Source organism: Mycetohabitans sp. B3, assembly GCF_021498065.1.
Taxonomy (GTDB): domain Bacteria; phylum Pseudomonadota; class Gammaproteobacteria; order Burkholderiales; family Burkholderiaceae; genus Mycetohabitans.
In genome coordinates this window covers 103,316-118,614 of the sequence record NZ_JAHLKN010000017.1, presented here as the reverse complement: position 1 = coordinate 118,614, position 15,299 = coordinate 103,316, and the positions used below count along the sequence as shown (strand labels likewise).

The window sequence follows — 15,299 nt, the reverse complement described above, 5'->3', positions numbered from 1 at the left end:
TGCTCGGCTGAAGGTGGCCGAGGCATTGGCACAGGAGCGCCGAAATGCAAAAACGAATCATCGAAGGCATCGAGGTTCAACACAGCTCGGACAACTCTTTGCCGACCTTGGGCTGCCCGATGCTGACAAACTCAAGATTACGACTGGGCGGTCCCTGTTCTGCCGGGCGGCGAATAGTGCTTGAAACTACGTTCTCGATTGCATATTATTTCAACGAGTTTCGATAAGAAAGGGTCCCCATGCGGCCGTCCGTGGTGCTTGACATGAAACGCAGCGCAGTGCGCGAAGCGGTAAGCCGCTTTCGCACGGCGAACCCGCGCATCTTCGGCTCGGTGCTGCACGGCACCGACCGAGATGGCAGCGACATTGATCTGCTGGTCGATGCGCTGCCTGGTGCGACGCTGTTCGACCTAGGCGGCCTGCAAGACGAGCTGGAATCGCTACTCGGCGTTCACGTTGATGTATTGACGCCCGGTGATCTGCCGCCGAAGTTCCGGGCCAAGGTGCTCGCGCAGGCGCAGCCGGTATGATTGAGAATCGACTGCCCGATTATCTCGACCACATGCAGCAAGCCGCAGCCGATGCGTGCAGCTTCGTGGAGGGCTTAGCCAAAGAGGACTTTCTTCAAGACAAGCGCACCCAACAGGCCGTCATCATGAGCCTCATCATCATCGGAGAGGCCGCTACGAAGATGATGGACGGCTACGCCGAGTTCGCGCAGGCGCATGCCGAATTGCCGTGGCGCAATATGCGCGGTATGCGCAACCGCATCGCTCACGGCTATTTCGACATCAATCTCGACGTGGTGTGGGACACCGTTCAAGCGGCGCTGCCGGAGCTGCTTAAGCGACTGCCCGCCGTGCGCCAACACGCTGACCAAGCAGAACGCAACGATCGGGTGGGCGACAAGCCATGTTGATCGGCTATGCGCGCGTCTCGACGCAGGATCGGGAACTTGCGCTGCAACGTGAAGCCTTGACCAAGGCCGGATGCCTAAAGGTCTTCGAAGACAAGGTGAACGGCACGCGAGCAGACCGGCCCGGCTTGGCCAGAACGCTCGACATGTTGCGTGAGGGTGACACGCTAGTCGTCTGGAAGCTTGACCGGCTTGGCCGGCCGGTCAAGCAACTGATCGATCTAGTCAGCGATTTGCACAAACGCGGCATCCAGTTCCGAAGCCTTACCGACTCCATTGACACCGGTACACTGTCCGGCCGCTTCTTCTTCCACGTCATGGCTAGGTTGGCCGAAATGGAGCGCGAGTTAACCGTCGAACGCACCCGTGCCGGATTGGAAGTTGCCAAGCAGCTCGGCCGCAAGGGAGGGCGCAAGCCGAAGATGACCGACAGCAAGATCAAATCGGCTAGGCAACTCCTGGCAAGTGGCGTCCCGCCCAAAGACGTGGCCAAGAACCTCGGCGTGTCGATCCCGACGCTCTACCGCTGGGTGCCAGCCTCTGCGCACGCTTGACGTGCTTTATTTTAGGATGTCCGTATTTCACGGTTGATGCCATTCAACGACACGCGCGGTTTGCCAAACGCAACACCGGCGTCAACGGTAGCTGGCAGCCTTTTATGTTCGGGGTTATGGCCCAAGCCTAGCCCAAGAGACGAACGAACAGTGGGCAGACGCAGCCTCGCATGAATCGACTGGCCGCTGTCCGACACCGTCACGCCATTAATCGTGTACGTGCGGCTCGTGCGCGTGGCAGTGCCACTGGCGATCGCCGCCAATCAGGATCCCGGCGGTTAGTCGAATCGGGAAGGTGAACGGCGCCGGGAAAAGTCGCCCAGCACAAGAATATTGGGTATCGTCATCGAACGCCAGCCGGCCGCGATGAGCCGCCCTTAGCACGCCAGCGTCCGGGGTTGCCAACAGCCAAAAAAGTTATAATGACCGCTACTTTTGACGGCAACCAATGCATCTGCTCACCATCGGAATCAACCACCACACCGCGCCGGTCGCATTGCGCGAGCGCGTGGCGTTTCCGCTCGAGCAGATCAAGCCAGCCTTGCACACGCTCAAGGACGCGTGGGCGCGACGCGATGAGGCGCGCATCGCGTCCACCAGCGCCGTCGCGCGTATTGCGCACGCACCGCAAGCACTGGCGGAGGCCGCGATACTGTCGACCTGCAACCGGACCGAAATCTACTGTGCGACTGACGACCGCGCCGCGCGTGAGCATGCGATCGCGTGGCTGTCGAGCTATCACCGGATCCCGGTCGAGGCGCTTGCACCGCATATCTACGCGTTGCCGCAGTCCGAAGCAGTCCGCCATGCGATGCGAGTAGCATCGGGCCTGGACTCGATGGTGCTCGGCGAAACCCAGATCCTGGGCCAGATGAAGGACGCTGTGCGTACCGCATCAGAAGCCGGTGCGCTCGGTACCTATCTGAACCAGTTGTTTCAGCGCACGTTCGCGGTGGCCAAGGAAGTGCGCGGGCAGACGCAGATCGGCGCACATTCGGTATCGATGGCCGCCGCGGCAGTGCGACTGGCGCAACGCATTTTTGAGAACATCGCCGGGCAACGCGTGTTGTTCATCGGTGCTGGCGAGATGATCGAGTTGTGTGCGACGCATTTCGCTGCGCACAATCCACGTGAATTGATTGTCGCCAACCGCACCGTGGAGCGCGGCAGCAAGCTGGCCGAGCGCTTCGGCGGCAAGGCGATCATGCTCGCCGATCTGCCGTCGCGGCTGCACGAGTTCGACATCGTCGTGTCGTGTACCGCGTCTACCCTGCCGCTCATCGGCCTGGGCGCGGTGGAACGCGCGGTCAAGGCGCGCAAGCACCGGCCGATGTTCATGGTGGACCTGGCGGTGCCGCGCGACATCGAGCCCGAAGTGGCCGAGCTGGACGACGTGTTCCTTTATACGGTGGACGACCTCGGCTCGATCGTGCGGGAAGGCAATGCCATCCGGCAGGCCGCCGTCGCGCAGGCCGAGGCGATTATCGAGACACGCGTGCAAGCCTTCATGCACTGGCTTGAGCAACGCAGCATCGTGCCGGTGATCCGTCACATGCACACGCAAGCCAACCGGCTGCGCCGTGTGGAGTTGGAGCGCGCCCAGAAAATGCTGGCACGCGGCGACGATCCCGCCGCCGTGCTCGAGGCACTGTCGCAGGCGCTGACCAATAAGTTCATCCATGGCCCGACGCATGCGCTGACCCACGCGGCCGGCGGCGATCGTGACAAGCTGGTCGAGCTGATGTCCGGCTTCTACCAGCACGCCGGCCTCTCCGAGCGTTAGTGGCGCTCGTCACCCGCCGGCACGCGCGTATCGTCGAGCGTGCCTTCGTTTTCCATTGAACGCGACCCTGTTCGCGCCCTTTGCCAGATGCGCCGATGAAACCGAGTATGCAAGCCAAGCTGGAGCAGCTGACCAAGCGACTGCTGGAGTTAAACGAACAGCTTTCGCGCGAAGATGTCACATCCGATCTTGACCAATACCGCAAGCTGACCCGCGAGCACGCGGAACTCGCGCCAGTGGTCGAGCAATATGCGCAGTGGAAAACCGCGCGCAACGATGAGGCGACCGCTCAGGAGTTGCTGGCCGATCCATCGATGCGGGATTTCGCGGAGGACGAACTCAGTGCAGCGCGCAGCCGGATGGAGCAACTGGAGTGCGACTTGCAGAAAATGCTGTTGCCCAAGGATCCGAACGACGAGCGCAACATCTTCTTGGAAATTCGCGCCGGCACCGGCGGCGACGAGAGCGCGCTATTTGCCGGCGACCTGCTACGCATGTACCTGCGCTATGCGGAACGCCATCGCTGGCAGGTCGAGATGATGTCGGAAAGCGCGTCGGACCTGGGCGGTTATAAGGAAGTGATCGTTCGCATCATCGGCCAGGGCGCCTATTCGCGGCTCAAATTCGAATCAGGCGGGCATCGCGTGCAGCGGGTGCCGGCCACCGAGACACAGGGGCGTATCCACACGTCGGCTTGCACGGTCGCCGTGATGCCAGAGGCGGACGAGATCGCCGAGATCGAACTCAATCCGGCCGATTTGCGTATCGACACGTTCCGCGCATCGGGCGCCGGCGGTCAGCATATCAACAAGACCGACTCGGCAGTGCGCATCACGCACCTCCCAACTGGCATCGTAGTGGAATGCCAGGACGATCGCTCGCAGCACAAAAACAAGGACCGCGCGATGAAGGTGCTGGCCGCCCGCATCAAGGACAAGCAATATCAGGAGCAGCATGCGAAGGAGGCCGCCACCCGCAAAAGTCTCGTGGGCTCGGGCGACCGCTCCGAGCGCATTCGCACCTACAATTTCCCGCAGGGCCGGCTAACCGACCACCGGATCAACGTGACGCTGTACAAGCTGGAACAGATGATGGACGGCGACCTGGACACCCTCATCGACGCACTCGTCTCGGAACACCAGGCCGAGCTGCTCGCCGCGATGGGCGAAACCGAGTAAGCATATTATGACTTGCGTCGCGCAACTGCTGCGAACCTCGCCGCTGGCCCCGCTGGAAGCGCGGATTCTGCTCGCCCACGTGCTAAATTGGCCGCGTACCGCGCTGATCACGCGTGCTGACGACACGCTGCCGGACGCGTTGTCGGCGCGCTTTCTGGCGTTGCAGGCCCGGCGAGTCGAGGGCGAGCCGATCGCGCAACTAGTCGGTTCGCGCGAATTCTTCGGGCTCGAGTTCGACGTGACGCCGCACGTGCTGATCCCACGTCCGGAGACGGAGCTGCTGGTTGAGTGCGCGCTGGACGCGGTACGGACAATCCCATCCCCCCACATACTCGATCTTGGCACTGGCAGCGGTGCCATCGCGATCGCGATCGCCCATGCGCGCCCGGATGCACGGATCGTCGCCACGGATCGCTGCGCTGACGCGCTGGATGTCGCGCGGCGCAATGCGCAGCGCCTGCTCGGCGACGCGGCACTTGCACCGGCACGGCCGGCGTCGGCCGCGCGTCACGGCCTCGTCACGTCAGGCACACCCACGCAGCCCCGTCTCGCACTACGCCACGGCGATTGGTTCAAGGCGCTTAGCGAACCGCATCGCGCCGCCCCGGCGCGCTTTGACGCCATCGTCAGCAATCCGCCCTATATCGCCGCATCGGACCCGCACCTGCGCGAGGGCGACCTGCGCTTCGAGCCACTGGACGCGTTGACCGACCACGCAGACGGGCTCAGCGCGATTCGCGCGATCGTCACCGCCTCCGTCGCGTGGCTAGCGCCGAGCGGCACGCTATGGCTCGAACACGGGTACGACCAGGCTGAAGCCGTGCGCGCGCTGCTCGACGCGCACGGCTTTGATTCGGTACGCTCTGTGCGGGACCTGGCCGGCATCGAGCGCGTCACCTGCGGCAGCCGCTAGCGAGCCGCAACGCCGGCTCGGGCAGACGAAATCCGCTATCATCTAATCCAAACCGCATTTGAAGCAAGGTCAGCTATGGATACTCAAGAGCGCATCAAGCAAATCGTCAGCGACCATCCGGTCGTGCTGTTCATGAAGGGCACCGCGCAGTTCCCGATGTGCGGCTTCTCCGGCCGAGCCATCCAGGTCCTGAAGGCGTGCGGCGTTGATTCGGTGCATACGGTCAATGTTCTCGAAGACGAGGCAGTACGGCAAGGCATTAAGACGTTTTCGAACTGGCCTACGATCCCGCAGTTGTATGTGAACGGTGAATTTGTCGGTGGCTCGGACATCATGATGGAGATGTATCAGTCCGGAGAATTGCAACAGCTGTTTACGAATGCCTCATGACGCGCGGCCGTCGACACGACGGTTAATCGTCGCGATCACCGGCGCCACCGGCGCCGTCTACGGCGCCGGCGTGCTGCGCGCGCTGCGTGAGTTGGACGGCGTCGAAAGCCATCTGGTCGTCTCTAGCGCCGGCTGGCTCAATATACGGCACGAATTGGGCATCGAGCGTGCGGCACTCGAACAGTTGGCGCATCACGTGCACAATCCGCGCGACATCGGCGCGACGCTCTCGAGCGGCTCATTTCAGACGGACGGCATGATCGTGGCGCCGTGCTCGATGAAAACGCTGGCCAGCATCGCGCATGGCCTGTCCGACAACCTGATTGCCCGGGCTGCCGATGTCACGCTGAAGGAGCGGCGCCGGCTCGTGCTGATGGTTCGCGAAACGCCGCTGAATCTCGCACATCTGCGCAACATGACGGCCGTCACTGAGATGGGCGGCATTGTGTTCCCGCCGGTGCCGGCGTTCTACAACCGTCCCGCGACGATCGACGAAGTGGTGGCCGATACTGTCGCGCGCGCGCTGGATATGTTCGGACTTGCGGCAGCGCGCTCGCGGGCATGGACGGGACTGGCAGCCGCGCGAGATTAACAACCAACACGACACAATGCGTTGCCTGCGGTCGCATTGATTAGACGGGCGCGCGCTCAGGCCCCTACGCGAGACGGCTCTGCGCACGGTCGCCCCATCGCGACGCATGGCATAATCGGTGCTCGTCTTCCTCACATACGCGCCCCGGCGCCGCCCCCTGCCGCCCGCCTTGCCACCGCCGACAACGCGATGACGGTCGCCATGGCTTGGTGAGGCAGCCCGCCGACCGCTCCAGCCTCGATGACTATCCAAGCATTGCGCCCACTTTCCGTCGCCGCCCGCGAAAACACTGCCACAACCCGTGAAGACGCCTCGCCCACCACCGTCGCGCGACCGCGCACACGCGTGGCCGTCAACCGGAGCGCGGCCCGATGACCTCGTCCCTGTCCATCATGCAGATGGCGCTCGCCGCCATCCAGGACGTGCTGTTCGCGATCGCCGCAGGCTCGGTACTGTGCGGCGCGACACTGGCCACCGTGTTCGCTTCGTCTCGCGACGCGGCACGGCTGCGGCTGCGTGGCTCGATCAAACAAGCCATGCCCGGCGTCCGATTGCCGTCCATCCAATGGTTTTCGTTGTGCGCGCTGGCTATCGCCCAAGTGATGTACCTGTGGCTGCAGGCCGCCACGATAAGCGGCTCGACATTGAGCGCCGCGCTGGGCATCGTACTGCGGCAGTCGCATTACGGCGCCGCGTGGCTGACCGGGACGGCCGGTATCACGTTGGCACTCGCCGCCTCGCGCGTGCATCTGCGCGGCGGCCAAGCACGAGGTGGTCCGCCACCCGGGCCGGGCAGCGCCCCACCCCGTTGGCCGATGCGCATCACGGTGCTGGGTCTCGCGCTGTACGCGGCAGGTAAGGCCGCAGTCAGTCATGCGGCAGGTGCGGGGGACTTCAGCCTCGCACAGGCCGTGTACTGCGTGCATGTCGGAGCGAGCGCCGCATGGGCTGGCGGCGTGAGCATCGCGGCCTTCGTGTTGCCGACGTTCGCATTGCATACACGCGCCGACGGCGGGCGGCATCTGGCATTTTGTGAACGACTCTCCCGCGCGTCGGCGGTCTCCTTGACGTTGGTCGCGCTCACGGGCCTATACAACGTCGTATGGATCTGCGCCAACGTGCCCGCCCCGCTGGCCGGCACATACTATGGCCGATGGCTTGGCGCCAAGCTCGTCATCGTGGCAGCAGTCGCATTGCTCAGGACACTGAACCGTGCTGTATGGTTGCCGCGGCTGCGTGATGCGCAACACGCCCATGGAGGGGAAAGCAATAGGTTGTCGCCGCGCTATTCAGTCACAGCCGCCCATCTTGGCAAAACACTGTTAGCCGAGTCGGCGCTGCTGGCGGCCGCGCTGATTGCGGCGGCAACATTATCGCACCTGCCGCCGGCGTAACGCGTGCGGCGGCGCGAGCCGGCCCGCGTGCCTCGGTGTCAATCCGCGCCGATGCACGCGACGGCACGCCGATACCGATGCCCCCACGCTCAAATACCGACGCCTTCCAGGATTTCCTCGCGCTGTTCCCGCTCGTCCAGATACGCGGTGCGCCAGCCGCTAGACACACCCCACTGATAGAACCCGAGCGAGGTCACCGCGACGACCGCCATGTCCCAGCCATAAGGGATATAGCCAATCCCGCCGAACGGCTTGCTGCCGATGTACGACAACACTGCCATCACCGGCAGATAGGTGACCATCCACCAGGCTGAGCGCCAGTCCTTAGAGAATCCTTTCCAGCCCGCCTTAGCTTGGTAGTAGAAGAAGACCGGCAGCGCGACGACCATCAGTAGGATGATCTCGCCGGTCAACGGCCATTTTGCCCAATACAAGATCAGCGACGCGCAGACAAACGCAAACGGCGCTATCAAGCCCATGCCGGGGATGCGCAGCGGCCGCGCGATGTCCCCGCTGGTGCGGCGCAGCGCCATTAGGCTGATTGGCCCCGTCAAGTACGAGATCACCGTGGCCACCGAGATGACCGCAGCTAGCGAACTCCAGCCACGGAAAAAGAACAGGAAGATGAACGAAACGATCAGGTTGAACCACATCGCGGGCCGCGGCACCCCATAGAGCGGATGCACGCTGCTGAAAATCTTGGGCAACGTGTTGTTGCGCTCCATCGCGTAGATCATCCGGGTCGTCGTCGCCATGTAGGTGGTACCGGTGCCGCTGGGGCTCACAAACGCATCAACGTACAGCAGCATCGCAAGCCAATTCAGGTTCAGCGCGAGCGCAAGCTCGGCAAACGGTGAACTGAAGTTCAACTTGTCCCAGCCCTTGATGATGTCCGCCGGCTTGATGGCGCCAATATACGCGACCTGCAGCAGCACATAGATAACCAGCGCGATCAGGATTGAGCCGACCACGGCAAACGGCACGCTACGGTCCGGATTGCGCGCCTCACCCGCTAGGTTCACCGGACTCTGGAACCCATTGAACGCGAAGACAATGCCGCTGGTGGCCACCGCGGTCAGCACCGCCGACCAGCCATAGGGCGCGAACTGCCCAGTCGCACCGGTCGCGAAGTTGTCCGTATGAAAGCCGGTCAGCACGAGGCCCAAAATGGTGGCGCCCGGAATCAGGAACTTGAAGATCGTGATTGCCGAATTCGCGTGCGCGAACAGCTTCACACCCCAATAGTTCAACAGGAAGTACACGATCACGAGCACAGCCGACAGCAGGAGCCCGGGTAAGGTCAACTCGCCGTGTACGAACAGCGCATGAGCCCAATCATAAGGCCATGAGCTCATATATTGGATCGATGCCTCTGCCTCGATCGGTATCACGGAGACGATTGCGATCCAGTTGGCCCACGCGCTGATGAAGCCGACCAACGAGCCATGGGAGTAGCGGGCATAGCGGACCATGCCGCCCGACTCGGGGAACATCGCACCGAGTTCCGCATAGGTCAGCGCGATCGCAAGGATCACCACCGCGCCAATCACCCATGCAATGATTGCCGCAGGCCCTGCAATTTTTGCCGCCTTCCAGGCCCCGAAGAGCCAGCCCGACCCGATGATTGAGCCCAAGCCGGTCAACATCAGCGCGAATGGGCTGATGTTTCGCTTGATCGAACTATCCACAACATCTCCTAGGAACATGAGCGCGCCTTACCGCTGTGCCGTTTCCGGCTGGCACGTCTCGTGAATACGCGTCACGCGTCGGTTGCAACCGGCGCGAAGTTTAACGGTGGCACCTTTCAACTGGCTGATCAGTTGCGAATCGACGAAACACGGGGCGACCCGACAAGCATGGAATTAACCCATGCACGGATCATCAAACAAATGACAAATGATTAACACAAAGCGCCAGACTCGGCGTGGAAAGCGAGTTCTACGCCCATTTCGATGACGAGGCGGGCCGTTACGAAAAAACGGCGAAAAGGTCGAGACCCGAAGCGACACCGGTTGGAGCGCATCGGGGAAACTACTGAGTTTGCGACAAAAGCATTGACCGGGTCTGATTTTCGCAATATAACTGTGTTTGCAGGATTTCAAGCGGCGAGTGTTGGTGGTTATCCATCTGTAGTCTCCCACGACGGTACTTCGGTTGTTCCTCTCACCCTTCCTTGATTTTCGTGCGCTATCGGGCCTCGGCTCTTATTCATTTTTAAGGATTCGTTTTATGGAAACCGGAACCGTCAAGTGGTTCAACGACGCCAAAGGTTTTGGCTTTATTACGCCGGACAACGGCGGTGAAGACCTGTTTGCGCATTTCTCCGAAATTCGCATGGATGGCTTCAAGAGCCTTCAGGAAAACCAAAGAGTCACGTACGAAGTGAAGACGGGCCCGAAGGGCAAGCAAGCGGCGAATATTCGCGCGGCGTAAGCCCTTCCGCCTGGCGCGACGCGCCAAGCCCCCGCTCTACGCGGGCAGATTGCTGACGAACCCCACGTTCTTCGGAGCGTGGGGTTGCGTCTTTTAGGCGAGCGCGATTTTTTTCATCCGGCGTACGCGTCACTCAAACAAACGCCGCGCGTGGATCCCCAGTCCGGTGGCGACGCTGGCTAGACGATCACCGAAGACCTTTTCCGCCCGAGGAAACGCGTCGCCGATCGCCCCGGTCACGCAGCGCAACCCGGTCGAGCCCCCAGTGAAGTACACCGCCCCCAAATCGGCGGCCTGCACGCCGGCCTGACGTAGCGTGTCGCGCGCCGCGTTCGCAATCCGGCGGATCTCGTCCTGCGCCGCCTCCAGCAGTTCCGGCTCGGAAAAAGTCACCGCCAAATCGGGCTCAACCTGGAACAAGTCGAGCGTCGCGTCGCCGCCCACGGCCACGTCGATCTTCGCGCGCTCGGCCAGCCCAGCCAGCGCATGGCCGAGCCGCGCATCGATGACGCGCATCAACCGGTCATGGTAGCGGGGCTGCGCATAAACGTACTTGGTCAGCCGCAACTCGCCCACCCGCTTGGTTGCATAAACGGTGTTGATCAGGTGCCAAGTCGCGAGGTCGAAGTAAATTCGGTTCGGCACCTCACGTCCCTGTTCATCCAGTGATTGATAGCCCAACTCACGCATGATCGCCACCAGTTCCACGCGCCGATCGAAATCGGTGCCGGCCACGTGCACGCCGTGGTGGCCAAGCACATCTGCTTGCCGTTCGAGCTTTCGCGCCCGCTCCGGCCCGACCCGCACCAGCGAGAAGTCGGACGTACCGCCGCCGATATCGGCGACCAGCACCAGTTTCTCGGAATCGAGCCGCGACTCGTAGTCGAACGCCGCGGCAATCGGCTCGAATTGGAACTCAATGTGCCGAAAACCCACAGCATGGGCGACTGTCTTCAACTGGTCCTGCGCCAGACGGTCGGCCCGACGATCGTCGTCGGAAAAGAATACGGGACGCCCCAACACCGCCCGCTCCACCGGCCGGCCCGCCGCGGCCTCCGCACACTGCTTCAGATGATGTAGGAACAGCGCGATCACGTCCAGATAACGCACCGCAGTGCCATCCCCCAATTCAGTGCTCTGCTCGGCCAGCGGCGAGCCCAGAATGCTCTTCATCGAGCGCATCAGCCGTCCGTCATAACCATCGATATAGGATTCGATCGCAGCCCGGCCAAACACACGAATGTCCTCGTCCAGATTAAAGAACACGGCCGTGGGCAAGGTCGCATGGTCGCCCTCGACCGGGGCCAGCCGGACGCCATGCGGCGCGGCGTCCCGTGCCGGCAGCGCGACGGCAGAATTGGACGTGCCAAAATCGATTGCGCAATAATTCATTCAATGCTCCTGGGACGGCCGGCTGCGACCTCGCGGCTGACACCACCAACTCGGGAAGGGACAGGTTTTTAGCACGAAGCGGTGCCGCAGGCAAAGCCTCTGTCGCTGTCTGTGCCTGTCCCGTTGGTTCGATCGCAACGCCATGTTACCGGTCGGCAACATGGCGTTGCGATCTTAGACTGAGCGGTAACATGTCAAGAAACGGTATCGCACTGCCGGGCATCTCGTATTGGTGCAGCGCTGGAATGAGTCATGAGTCACAGCAATCAACCCTCCACACAGGGGCGGATGCCGTCCACCAGCATGCCTCGGCGCGCGCCGAGCCGACTACCGGGGTTGTTCGTTTGTCAATGTATCGTGCGAGTTTTCGGAGCGCGAGCACCCGGCGCGCCAGATCGTCACCCGTAACAAGACAGCGTTGCTCGAACGACTGACCGATCTGGCGCGACAGGCCGGCGCACGCGAGCCCGCACGGCTCGGCGCGTCGCTTGCGTTGCTCGTTGAGGGCGTCTACACTGCCAGCCAGACCCTCGATCCGCGCTGCGACGCGATCGCCTCGGCGCCGACTCTGGCCGCCCAGTTGATCGACGCGGCCACCGCGCCCTCCGATGCCGATGCACGATGAACACAAGGGCCACGCCGCCGTCGTTAGCGCCACGGTGCGATGGCTCGAACGAGCCGTCATTGGCCTGAATCTATGCCCTTTCGCGAAGTCCGTCCATGTCAAGCGGCAGATCCGCTACACAGTCAGCAACGCCCACAGCGCCGCCGACGTGCTGGCTGCGCTCGATGTCGAACTGCAGGCGCTGGTCAACGCGGATCCGCAATGGATCGATACGACGTTGCTGATATTGCCGGACGCATTTGCCGACTTCTACGCGTTCAACGACTTCCTGCCACGTGCGGACAAGCTTTTGCGTCGGCGCGCGCTGGAAGGCATCGTACAGATCGCGAGCTTTCATCCACTGTTCCAATTCGCCGGCGCCGGTGAGCACGACATCGAGAACTATACGAACCGCGCGCCGTATCCGATCTTGCATCTGCTGCGGGAAGCAAGCGTGACGCGGGCCGTTGACGCGTTTGCGGATGCGGCGCAAATCTACGAACGCAACGAGCAAACGATGCGCGCACTCGGTCACGCGGGCTGGCGCCGCCTGCTGGAAGCGGACGACGAACGCCGTTGATCATGCCGAATTGGCGATCCGCTGCTCGCTCTCGCGGGTCAGCGCCGGGATGAAGAAACGTGGCGCGAGTTCTTCCAGCCCTAGTTCGGCCAACATCGCCGTCAGACGCTCGGACGGCTTGCGACGTGGCAGATTTTTGTAAGTGGCAATGATGAGTTCGTTTTTCAGCGAGTGTTCCCAGCCGACCAGTTCGGTCACGCTAATGTGATACCCATGCGCCTCCAACTGCAGGCAGCGTAGCACGTTGGTCAACTGGCTACCGAATTCGCGCGTGTGCAGCGGATGACGCCATAGCTCGCTCAGCGCGGTGCGTCCGAGCGCCTTCGCCTTGTTGCGCCTCAACACGGCCGCCACCTCTGCCTGGCAGCACGGTACCAACACGATATAGCGGGCCTGCTTGGCCAGAGCAAAGCGGATCGCATCGTCGGTCGCAGTATTGCAAGCATGCAGCGCAGTGACGATGTCTACCGCTGACGGTAGTTTGTCCGATGAGATCGATTCCGCTACGGATAATTTTAGGAACGACATACCAGAAAACCCGAGCCGGGCAGCCAAGTCAACGGATTGGGTGACCAGGTCGTCGCGCGCCTCGATACCGTACAGACGCGAGCCGTCGCCCAGGTTTTTGAAGAACAGATCGTACAAAATAAAACCGAGGTACGACTTGCCGGCACCGTGATCGACTAGCGTCACGTCGCCGCCCTGTTGCTTCAACTCGGCGAGCAGTGGTTCGATGAATTGGTACAGGTGGTAGACCTGCTTGAGCTTGCGCCGGCTGTCCTGGTTAAGTTTGCCCTCGCGCGTCAGGATATGGAGTTCCTTGAGCAATTCGATGGATTGGCCGGGGCGGACGTTGTACTTCTCGGACATGGCAGGTCGAAACACAGGTTCAAGCGCCACGCCGACAAGCGCGGTGGCGCACAGTTGTCACCGGTAGGCCGGTTGCACAATCCGCGCAACCGGCCTACCGGTGACAGTGTACCGAAAAAGCTTGCGGTACCGCTCTTCCGAGCGGTGCGCCCGAGCAGAAGGAATCAAACCCCACCGATGCACAGGTACTTCATCTCGAGATACTCGTCGATCCCGTACTTGGACCCTTCGCGCCCCAGCCCTGACTGCTTTATACCGCCGAACGGGCCGGTTTCATTCGATATCAAGCCCGTGTTGATTCCCACCATGCCATACTCGAGCGCTTCCGCCACGCGCCACACGCGCCCCAGATCCCGGCTGTAGAAGTACGCAGCCAGCCCGAATTCTGTCTCGTTGGCCAGACGGATTACTTCATCATCGGTACTAAAGCGGAACAGCGGCGCGACGGGACCGAATGTTTCCTCACGCGCGATGCGCATTGCCTGGGTCACGCCGGCCAATACCGTTGCCTCGAAGAAAGTGCCGCCCAACGCATGCCGCTTGCCGCCGCAGAGCACGCGTGCGCCATGGGAGAGCGCGTCGGCGATGTGCGATTCGACCTTGTCCACCGCAGCCTGGTTGATCAACGGTCCCTGCGTCACCCCCGCGTCGAACCCGTTGCCCACCTTGAGCCGGCTGACCGCATCGGCAAGCTTGCGCGAGAATGCGTCGTACACCGAGTCGTGCACGTAGAAGCGGTTCGTGCACACGCAGGTCTGGCCGGCATTGCGGTACTTCGAGGCGACCGCGCCCTCCACGGCTGCGTCCAGATCCGCATCGTCGAACACGATGAACGGCGCATTGCCGCCCAGCTCCAGTGACAGCTTTTTGATTGTCGGCGCACACTGGGCCGCGAGCAGCCGGCCGACCGGTGTCGAGCCCGTGAACGACAGCTTGCGCACGACCGGATTGGACGTCATTTCCGCGCCGATCGTCTTCGGATCGCCCGTGACCACGCTGAACACACCCGCCGGCACGCCAGCGCGCTCGGCCAGGGCTGCCAGCGCGAGCGCCGACAGCGGCGTGGCTTCCGCCGGCTTAAGCACGATCGCACAGCCGGCCGCCAACGCGGGGGCCACCTTGCGCGCGATCATCGCTGCCGGGAAATTCCAGGGTGTGATCGCCGCACATACGCCCACCGGCTCCTTCAGCACGACAAGCCGCTTGTCGCCGGCGGGGCTCGCCAACGTGTCGCCATTCACCCGCTTGGCTTCTTCCGCAAACCATTCGAGGAATGATGCCGCATAGCTGATCTCACCTTTTGCCTCGGCAAGCGGCTTGCCCTGCTCGGCCGTCATGATCGTGGCCAGGTCGTGCGCATTGGCTAGCATCAAATCGTGCCAGCGACGCAGTACCGCGGCACGCTCTTTACCCGTCTTCGCCCGCCACGCGCGTTGTGCCAGCTGCGCTGCATCGATCGCGCGACGCGTCTCGGCCGCGCCCATCGCTGGAACGGCCGCTAGCGTGCGGCCCGTCGCCGGATCGACCACATCGAACGTGCGCCCCTCATCCGCGCCGACCCACGTCCCGCTGACGTAGGCCAGATCGCGCAGCAGCGACGAATCCTTCAACGATAACGCCTGATTGTCCGATCCCATGCTCTTGTTCCTATGCTTGCGCGACGGCGCCGTGCGTCAGCGCGTGTTCAAGTATGTCCAGCC

At 62.4% G+C, this 15,299-nt stretch carries 15 protein-coding genes and 1 pseudogene; 12 read left to right on the top strand and 4 right to left on the bottom strand.

What is annotated here, in order from left to right; translation table 11 throughout:
• Nucleotides 1-239: 239 nt before the first annotated feature.
• The 9 genes and pseudogenes from KQH55_RS04160 (at nt 240) to KQH55_RS04120 (ending at nt 7,720) form a co-directional block, all read left to right on the top strand.
• Complete coding sequence (locus KQH55_RS04160) at nt 240-530, top strand: nucleotidyltransferase family protein (RefSeq protein WP_235090257.1); 291 nt, start codon at nt 240-242, stop codon at nt 528-530.
• On the top strand, nt 527-919 hold the full coding sequence (locus KQH55_RS04155) for a DUF86 domain-containing protein (protein WP_235090256.1): 393 nt from the start codon (nt 527-529) through the stop codon (nt 917-919). Before KQH55_RS04160 ends, KQH55_RS04155 begins: the two co-directional genes overlap by 4 nt.
• Entirely contained in the window at nt 913-1,470 is a 558-nt protein-coding gene (locus KQH55_RS04150) for a recombinase family protein (protein ID WP_235090255.1), read from the top strand. The genes KQH55_RS04155 and KQH55_RS04150 overlap by 7 nt, the downstream gene beginning before the upstream one ends.
• Nucleotides 1,471-2,107: 637 nt before the next feature.
• Nucleotides 2,108-3,253, top strand: a pseudogene (gene hemA, locus KQH55_RS04145) (glutamyl-tRNA reductase); the annotation flags it as partial.
• A gap of 95 nt (nt 3,254-3,348) precedes the next feature.
• Nucleotides 3,349-4,431: a peptide chain release factor 1 gene (prfA, locus tag KQH55_RS04140; protein ID WP_076785546.1), complete on the top strand. Its 1,083-nt coding sequence runs from the start codon at nt 3,349-3,351 to the stop codon at nt 4,429-4,431.
• A gap of 7 nt (nt 4,432-4,438) precedes the next feature.
• On the top strand, nt 4,439-5,344 hold the full coding sequence (gene prmC, locus KQH55_RS04135) for a peptide chain release factor N(5)-glutamine methyltransferase (RefSeq protein WP_076785547.1): 906 nt from the start codon (nt 4,439-4,441) through the stop codon (nt 5,342-5,344).
• A 75-nt stretch (nt 5,345-5,419) separates the two neighbouring features.
• Complete coding sequence (gene grxD, locus KQH55_RS04130; RefSeq protein ID WP_013434908.1) at nt 5,420-5,734, top strand: Grx4 family monothiol glutaredoxin; 315 nt, start codon at nt 5,420-5,422, stop codon at nt 5,732-5,734.
• Nucleotides 5,724-6,326 carry a UbiX family flavin prenyltransferase gene (locus KQH55_RS04125; protein ID WP_076785548.1) on the top strand — a complete coding sequence of 201 codons (603 nt, stop codon included), beginning with the start codon at nt 5,724-5,726 and terminating at the stop codon, nt 6,324-6,326. Before grxD ends, KQH55_RS04125 begins: the two co-directional genes overlap by 11 nt.
• Nucleotides 6,327-6,697: 371 nt before the next feature.
• The gene (locus KQH55_RS04120; RefSeq protein WP_083703752.1) at nt 6,698-7,720 is read left to right on the top strand and encodes a CopD family protein; all 1,023 of its coding nucleotides are present in this window, start codon (nt 6,698-6,700) and stop codon (nt 7,718-7,720) included.
• Between the two features lie 89 nt (nt 7,721-7,809).
• Here KQH55_RS04120 and KQH55_RS04115 read toward each other — a convergent pair whose 3' ends face one another.
• Nucleotides 7,810-9,408: an APC family permease gene (locus tag KQH55_RS04115; protein ID WP_235090253.1), complete on the bottom strand. Its 1,599-nt coding sequence runs from the start codon at nt 9,406-9,408 to the stop codon at nt 7,810-7,812.
• 541 nt (nt 9,409-9,949) lie between these two features.
• On the opposite strand from KQH55_RS04115, the gene KQH55_RS04110 reads away from it, so the two are divergent.
• Nucleotides 9,950-10,153: a cold-shock protein gene (locus KQH55_RS04110; RefSeq protein ID WP_104077761.1), complete on the top strand. Its 204-nt coding sequence runs from the start codon at nt 9,950-9,952 to the stop codon at nt 10,151-10,153.
• Between the two features lie 129 nt (nt 10,154-10,282).
• Here the strand turns inward: KQH55_RS04110 and KQH55_RS04105 are convergent, their stop codons facing one another.
• Nucleotides 10,283-11,545, bottom strand: coding sequence for an Hsp70 family protein (locus tag KQH55_RS04105; RefSeq protein ID WP_235090252.1), 1,263 nt, complete (start codon nt 11,543-11,545; stop codon nt 10,283-10,285).
• A gap of 418 nt (nt 11,546-11,963) precedes the next feature.
• Here KQH55_RS04105 and KQH55_RS04100 point away from each other — a divergent pair, with 418 nt between their 5' ends.
• On the top strand, nt 11,964-12,170 hold the full coding sequence (locus KQH55_RS04100; protein ID WP_076796882.1) for a hypothetical protein: 207 nt from the start codon (nt 11,964-11,966) through the stop codon (nt 12,168-12,170).
• On the top strand, nt 12,154-12,729 hold the full coding sequence (locus KQH55_RS04095; RefSeq protein WP_083703751.1) for a DUF1415 domain-containing protein: 576 nt from the start codon (nt 12,154-12,156) through the stop codon (nt 12,727-12,729). Before KQH55_RS04100 ends, KQH55_RS04095 begins: the two co-directional genes overlap by 17 nt.
• Here KQH55_RS04095 and KQH55_RS04090 read toward each other — a convergent pair whose 3' ends face one another.
• Nucleotides 12,730-13,599, bottom strand: a complete 870-nt coding sequence (locus KQH55_RS04090) for an SAM-dependent methyltransferase (RefSeq protein ID WP_076796881.1) — start codon at nt 13,597-13,599, stop codon at nt 12,730-12,732.
• 164 nt (nt 13,600-13,763) lie between these two features.
• Nucleotides 13,764-15,236 (bottom strand): NAD-dependent succinate-semialdehyde dehydrogenase, encoded by a 1,473-nt coding sequence (locus KQH55_RS04085; RefSeq protein WP_235090251.1) that lies wholly within the window; start codon nt 15,234-15,236, stop codon nt 13,764-13,766.
• Nucleotides 15,237-15,299: the final 63 nt, after the last annotated feature.

Coding starts and splice junctions, on each gene's coding strand:
- KQH55_RS04160 (WP_235090257.1), top strand. CDS start 240: ATGCGGCCGTCCGTGGTGCTTGACATGAAACGCAGCGCAGTGCGCGAA.
- KQH55_RS04155 (WP_235090256.1), top strand. CDS start 527: ATGATTGAGAATCGACTGCCCGATTATCTCGACCACATGCAGCAAGCC.
- KQH55_RS04150 (WP_235090255.1), top strand. CDS start 913: ATGTTGATCGGCTATGCGCGCGTCTCGACGCAGGATCGGGAACTTGCG.
- prfA (WP_076785546.1), top strand. CDS start 3,349: ATGAAACCGAGTATGCAAGCCAAGCTGGAGCAGCTGACCAAGCGACTG.
- prmC (WP_076785547.1), top strand. CDS start 4,439: ATGACTTGCGTCGCGCAACTGCTGCGAACCTCGCCGCTGGCCCCGCTG.
- grxD (WP_013434908.1), top strand. CDS start 5,420: ATGGATACTCAAGAGCGCATCAAGCAAATCGTCAGCGACCATCCGGTC.
- KQH55_RS04125 (WP_076785548.1), top strand. CDS start 5,724: ATGCCTCATGACGCGCGGCCGTCGACACGACGGTTAATCGTCGCGATC.
- KQH55_RS04120 (WP_083703752.1), top strand. CDS start 6,698: ATGACCTCGTCCCTGTCCATCATGCAGATGGCGCTCGCCGCCATCCAG.
- KQH55_RS04110 (WP_104077761.1), top strand. CDS start 9,950: ATGGAAACCGGAACCGTCAAGTGGTTCAACGACGCCAAAGGTTTTGGC.
- KQH55_RS04105 (WP_235090252.1), bottom strand. CDS start 11,545: ATGAATTATTGCGCAATCGATTTTGGCACGTCCAATTCTGCCGTCGCG.
- KQH55_RS04095 (WP_083703751.1), top strand. CDS start 12,154: ATGCCGATGCACGATGAACACAAGGGCCACGCCGCCGTCGTTAGCGCC.
- KQH55_RS04090 (WP_076796881.1), bottom strand. CDS start 13,599: ATGTCCGAGAAGTACAACGTCCGCCCCGGCCAATCCATCGAATTGCTC.
- KQH55_RS04085 (WP_235090251.1), bottom strand. CDS start 15,236: ATGGGATCGGACAATCAGGCGTTATCGTTGAAGGATTCGTCGCTGCTG.